This window comes from Actinophytocola sp., assembly GCF_009379765.1.
Taxonomy (GTDB): domain Bacteria; phylum Actinomycetota; class Actinomycetes; order Mycobacteriales; family Pseudonocardiaceae; genus Actinophytocola.
Genome location: NZ_WHTD01000043.1, coordinates 45,633 through 51,632, shown reverse-complemented (window position 1 = coordinate 51,632; position 6,000 = coordinate 45,633). Strand labels below are relative to the sequence as shown.

The window sequence follows — 6,000 nt, the reverse complement described above, 5'->3', positions numbered from 1 at the left end:
CCGTCACCGCCCAGGCCTCACGCTCCCGGCAGACACGACGAACGAGGGATGGGGACTTTCACCTGGCCACCAGCGAGGACCTCGACCTGGCCACACGCGAGGACTTTGTCATGGCCATGGACAGAAGCCGAAGGCGAGCAGTCCCGAAGCCGAAGGCGAGCAGTCCCGAAGCCGAAGGCGAGCAGTCCCGAAGCCGAAGGCGAGCAGTCCCGAAGCCGAAGGCGAGCAGTCCCGAAGCCGAAGGCGAGGACCCAGCTGGTCAATGCCCAACAGCACCGAGCCGGGTCCGGAGGAGCTCGCACCGTGGGGGTTTGGGGGGCTCGGCCCCCCAACGTGATCCGAAAACGAGCCGGCGAGCGCTCTCCGCGAGCACTCGCCGGCCGAGTGGAGGTGCCGGGAATCGAACCCGGGTCCTCTGCCGCCTTTCCAGGGCTTCTCCGTGCGCAGTTCACTGTGCCTCTACTCGGCCCCGCCGGTCACATGAACAAGCCGGTGTGACGGGCCCAGCCGCTGTAAATGTCCCGCCGTAGGTCCGCGGCCAACCCGCGGCGGTGAGCCTCCTAGCTGATGCCGGCGAACCGGGTCGGAGGCGACCCCGGGCCGACAGACATCACTCTGGCTTAGGCAGCGAGAGCGACGTCGCGCTGGGAATTAACCTTGGCGCATATTGGTTTGCGGCGACGCTTGAGGTGGCCATCCGCCTGCACCTGCACGCTTCCCCTGAAGCAACGTCCAGAGTCGAAACCGTTCACCCCCTGATCATGGGCACTTCGCCCGTCAAGCATAACGCCGATGCCCGTCGGGATCATCCCGGTTCCGCCGTCTGCGGCAAACCTCGGCAAAAGGTAGGGATAACCCCACCCCCAACTCGGCGGTGTGCCCCATGGCCGCCACCCCTCCCGCCAGGCGATCCTGGTCTCGCGACAGAAACCGAAGGAGACTTCCGATGACCACCGAGCGCGACGGCACCCGCCCGAACCCCACCCTGCTTGGCTCGCTCGCCTACCTGGTGATGAACCTGCCCATCGGCATCGCTTCGTTCGTGTTCGTCGTCACCTCGGTGTCCGTCGGCGCGGGCACGGCCGTCATCTGGGTCGGGCTGGCGGTCTTGGCCGTCTCGATGCTCGTCTGGCGCGGGTTCGCCCAGGTCGAGCGCGCCCGCGTGCACGCCATGCTAGGCACCTACATCGCCTCGCCGTACCGGCCGATGCCCGAGGGCGGCGGCAAGCGCTGGGGCACCCGCATCAAGGACCCGGCCACCTGGAAGGACATGGCCTACTGCGTCCTGCTGATGCCCATCGGCATCGCCGAGTTCACGCTGATGGTCAGCTTCTGGGCCACGAGCCTGTGGCTCACACTGCTCCCGGTCTACTGGAGCTGGATGCCCGACGCGTGGCGCCCGGTGGTGTGGGACCAGCCCGTGTTCAACGTCGGCTCGTGGCCGGAGACCCTCCCCTGGGCCGCGCTCGGCGTGCTTGTCCTGGCCATCACCATCGCGCTCACCAGGTCTCTCGGCATCCTGCACGCCCGCTACGCCCGTGCCCTGCTCGGCCCGAGCGAGCGCCGCATCTCCAAGCTGGAGGCACTGAACACCGCCGGCGCGATCGACTGGAGCACCGAGTGGCCGCACACGACGCAGATGAGCTACCGGCCGGTGTCGAGATGACCAGCCCCGAGCCGGCACCCCTCTACCTGGTGCCCGGTTCGCCCACCGGGGATGCTGTCACTGTGGCATCCCCACCGGTGAGCACTGTCGACGACGAGCCCGGCCCCACCATGGTCCGGCGAGGCTTCCGCGCCGCGGGCTTCATGCTGGCGGGCTTCCCCGTCAGCGTGCTGTCCTTCGTCCTCATCGTCACGCTGTTCTCGGTGGGCGTCAGCACGCTGATCGTGTGGATAGGGCTCGCGGTGCTGCTGGTGCTCACCAAGGTCGTCTCCGGGTTCGCCGGGGCCAACCGCCGGCTGATCCGCCGCACGCTCAAGGTCGACATCCCGACCCCGCAGATCGAGCTCGACCGCACGGGCTCGTTCTGGCGCCGCTACCTCAACCGGCTGATCAATCCGCAGATGTGGCGCAACATCGCCTACCTGATGCTCTCGTTCCCGCTGCACGTCTTCGAGCTTCCGCTCGCCATCGTCGGCATCGTGATCCTGCCGGTCGGCCTGTTCGTACTGCCGGTCATCGCGGCGCTGCACGTCATGCTGGCCAAGGCGCTGCTCGGACCCAACACCAACGAGCAGCTCACGCAGAAGGCCGAGCACCTGCAGGCATCCCGGGCGCGCGGGGTGGACGCCGCCGAGGCCGAGCGCCGGCGCATCGAGCGCGACCTGCACGACGGTGCCCAGCAGCGCCTCGTCGCCGTGGCGATGGGTCTCGGCCGGGCCAAGAACAAGCTGGCGGCCGACCCGGACGCGGCGCGGATGCTGATCAACGAGGCGCACGCCGACGCCAAGCTGGCCGTCTCCGAGCTGCGTGACCTGGCTCGGGGCATCTACCCGGCGGTGCTCGGGGATCGCGGCTTGGACGCGGCGCTGTCCTCCCTGGCGGCGAAGTGCCCGATCCCGGTCGAGGTGCACGTGGCGATCGACCCGCGCCCGCCGGCCGCGGTGGAGAGCACGGCGTACTTCATCGTGGGCGAGTCGCTCACGAACATCGCCAAGCACTCCGGCGCGACGGAGGCCAAGGTCAACGCCTGGCGCGAGGAGCGGCCGAGCGGCGACCTGGTGATCGTCGAGATCACCGACGACGGCCAGGGCGGCGCGACGATGCGTTCCGGTGGAGGCCTGTCCGGGCTCGCAGACCGGGCTGCCACGATTGACGGCGTGATGACCGTGGTGAGCCCCATCGGAGGGCCGACAGTGATCAGGGCCGACCTGCCATGCACGTGGTGATCGCGGAGGATTCCGTACTGCTGCGTGCCGGGATCCAGCGACTGCTGGCCGACGAGAACATCGAGACCGTTGCGGCGGTCGAGGACGGTGACGGGCTGCTGGTCGCGGTCAGCGAGCACCGTCCCGACCTGGCGATCGTCGACGTGCGCATGCCACCGACGTTCACCGACGAGGGCCTGCGCGCCGCGCTGCGGGCGCGGGAGCAGCTGCCGGGGCTGCCGGTGCTCGTGCTGTCCCAGTACGTCGAGGAGCGCTACGCGGTGGAGCTCCTGTCCGGTGGCGCGGGTGGGGTGGGCTACCTGCTGAAGGAGCGGGTGGCCGACGTCGCCGAGTTCGTGGACGCGGTGCACCGGGTCGCCGGCGGCGGCACGTGTATCGACCAGGAGGTGATCGCGCAGCTGATGGCGCGCGGGCGCCGTAACCCGATCGACGTGCTGACCCCGCGGGAGCGTGAGGTGCTGGGCCTGATGGCCCAGGGCCTCACGAACGTGGCGATCGCCAAGACGCTCACCGTGTCCGACGGCGCCGTGGAGAAGCATGTCGGGAACATCTTCTCGAAGCTGGGGATGGAGCCGAGCGCGGAGGAGCACCGGAGGGTCCGCGCGGTGCTCACGTTCCTCGACAGGGGCTGATCGCGACCGGACGGCGCCCCCACCCACCAGGGAGTGCGGGCGCCGTCCGGATTCGAGCGGATCAGGCGGCCACGGTGGCAGCCGTGGCGGCGGCGGGAGCCGGCGCCAAGGCCACGTCCAGCACCTCGCGGACGTCGCTCGTCAGGTGCACCGTCAGGTCCGACAGCACCGACTCCGGCACGTCCTCCAGGTCCGGCTCGTTGCGCTTGGGCAGCACGATCGTCGTGATGCCGGCGCGGTGCGCGGCCAGCAGCTTCTGTTTCACCCCGCCGATCGGCAGCACCCGGCCGGTCAGTGAGACCTCGCCGGTCATCGCCACGTCGGCGCGGACCGGGCGACCCGACAGCAGCGACGCGAGCGCCGTGGTCATCGTGACGCCCGCCGACGGGCCGTCCTTCGGGACCGCGCCGGCCGGGACGTGCACGTGGACGCCCCGCTCGGACAACGACTCCACCGGCACGCCGAGCGTGTCCCCGTGCGAGCGCAGGTACGACAGCGCGATCTGCGCCGACTCCTTCATCACGTCGCCCAGCTGACCCGTCAGCGTGACCCCGCTGGCGCCCGAGTCCTTCGACGCCACCGACGCCTCGACGAACAGCACGTCACCACCGGCGCCGGTCACCGCCAAGCCGGTCGCAACACCCGGCACGGCAGTCCGTTCGGCCGACTCCGGGGTGTGCTTCGGCTGGCCCAGGTAGGTACGGAGGTCGCCGATGTCCAGCGCCAGCGGCAGGGACACCGACCCGAGGGCGAGCCCCGCGGTCACCTTCCGCAGCACCCGCGCGATCGACCGCTCCGGCTGACGCACACCGGCCTCGCGGGTGTACTCCCCCGCCACCAGCCGCAGCGCGTCGTCGGACAGCGAGACCTCGTCGGCGGACAGACCCGCCCGCTCCAGCTGCCGGGGCAGCAGGTGGTCGCGCGCGATCGTGACCTTCTCCTCCTCGGTGTAGCCGTCCAGCCGGACGAGCTCCATCCGGTCCAGCAGCGGGGCCGGGATCGACTCGATCACGTTGGCCGTCGCGAGGAACACGACGTCCGACAGGTCCAGCTCGACCTCGAGGTAGTGGTCGCGGAACGTGTGGTTCTGCGCCGGGTCGAGCACCTCGAGCAGCGCAGCGGTCGGGTCGCCCCGGTAGTCCGCGCCGACCTTGTCGATCTCGTCCAGCAGCACCACCGGGTTCATCGAGCCCGCCTCGGAGATGGCCCGCACGATCCGGCCCGGCAGCGCGCCGACGTAGGTGCGCCGGTGCCCGCGGATCTCGGCCTCGTCCCGGATGCCGCCGAGCGAGACCCGGACGAACCTGCGGCCCATCGCGCGCGCCACCGACTCGCCCAGCGAGGTCTTGCCGACCCCGGGCGGGCCCGCGAGCGCCAGCACGGCACCGCTGCGCCGGCCTTCGACGAGTCCCAGTCCACGCTCCTCTCTCCGCTTGCGCACGGCCAGGTACTCGATGATCCGGTCCTTCACGTCGTCGAGCCCCGAGTGGTCCGCGTCCAGAACGGAGCGCGCGCCGACGATGTCGTAGGCGTCGTCGGTCCGCGTGTTCCACGGCAGCTCGAGCACGGTGTCGAGCCATGTGCGGATCCAGCCGACCTCGGGCGACTGCTCGGAGGTCCGCTCGAGCTTGTCCACTTCGGACATCGCCGCGGTGTGCACCTTCTCCGGCAGCGCGGCGGCCTCGACCCGCGCCCGGTAGTCCTCCTCCTCGGACTCCGGCTTGCCGTCCAGCTCGGCCAGCTCCTTGCGGATGGCGGAGAGCTGCTGGCGCAGCAGGAACTCCCGCTGCTGGCGCTCCATGCCTTCCTTGACGTCCTTGCGAATGGTCTCCGCGACGTCCAGCTCGGCCAGGTGCTCGCGACCCCACTCGAGCAGCTTCTCCAGCCGCTCGGCGACATCGGGCGTCTCCAGCAGCCACACCTTCTGCTCGTCGGACAGGTACGGCGCGTACCCGGCCATGTCGGCGAGCGCGGCCGGGTCGTCCTCCTGCTGGACCGAGTCGACCACCTGCCACGCACCACGCTGCTGCAGCATTGTGATGACGAGCGACTTGTACTCCTTCGCGAGCTCGCGGGTGTGCTCGGACGCCGGGGGCACCGGGGAGACCTCGACCTGCACCCACAGCGCCGCGCCCGGCCCGGTCGTCCCGGCGCCGATGCGCACCCGCTCGGTGCCGCGCACCACCGCGGCGAGCTCACCGCCGGGCAGCCGCCCGACCTGCTCGACCACGCCCAGCGCGCCCACCCGGGCGTACTTGCCGTCCAGCCGCGGCACCATCACCACACGCGGCTTCTCTCCCGAGACGACGATCGCCTGCGCGGCCTCCACCGCGGCCCGGACCTCGGTCCCGTCGGTGCCGGCCAGCCGGATCGGCACGACCATGCCCGGCAGCAGCACCGTGTCGTCCAGCGGCAGCACCGGGAGCGTCAACGACTCTGCCATGATTCCACCCTCCAAAGTTGAGTCTGTTCAGCT

General features: G+C 70.5%; 4 protein-coding genes and 1 other RNA gene. 3 read left to right on the top strand and 2 right to left on the bottom strand.

The genetic code is table 11. The features are described 5' to 3' along the window. Nucleotides 1-382: 382 nt before the first annotated feature. Nucleotides 383-756, bottom strand: a transfer-messenger RNA (tmRNA) gene (ssrA, locus tag GEV28_RS15550). Nucleotides 757-946: 190 nt separating this feature from the next. Between ssrA and GEV28_RS15545 the strand changes: the two genes are divergently transcribed. The 3 genes from GEV28_RS15545 (at nt 947) to GEV28_RS15535 (ending at nt 3,524) form a co-directional block, all read left to right on the top strand. Beyond that, a complete protein-coding gene (locus GEV28_RS15545) occupies nt 947-1,666 on the top strand; it encodes a sensor domain-containing protein (protein ID WP_291412776.1) in 720 nt (239 codons plus the stop codon). Between the two features lie 110 nt (nt 1,667-1,776). Next, a complete protein-coding gene (locus GEV28_RS15540) occupies nt 1,777-2,892 on the top strand; it encodes a sensor domain-containing protein (RefSeq protein ID WP_291412779.1) in 1,116 nt (371 codons plus the stop codon). Next, nucleotides 2,880-3,524: a response regulator transcription factor gene (locus tag GEV28_RS15535; RefSeq protein ID WP_291412775.1), complete on the top strand. Its 645-nt coding sequence runs from the start codon at nt 2,880-2,882 to the stop codon at nt 3,522-3,524. The genes GEV28_RS15540 and GEV28_RS15535 overlap by 13 nt, the downstream gene beginning before the upstream one ends. A 61-nt stretch (nt 3,525-3,585) precedes the next feature. On the opposite strand, the gene lon is transcribed toward GEV28_RS15535, so the two are convergent. After that, entirely contained in the window at nt 3,586-5,967 is a 2,382-nt protein-coding gene (gene lon / locus GEV28_RS15530) for an endopeptidase La (protein WP_291412774.1), read from the bottom strand. Nucleotides 5,968-6,000 lie beyond the last annotated feature (33 nt).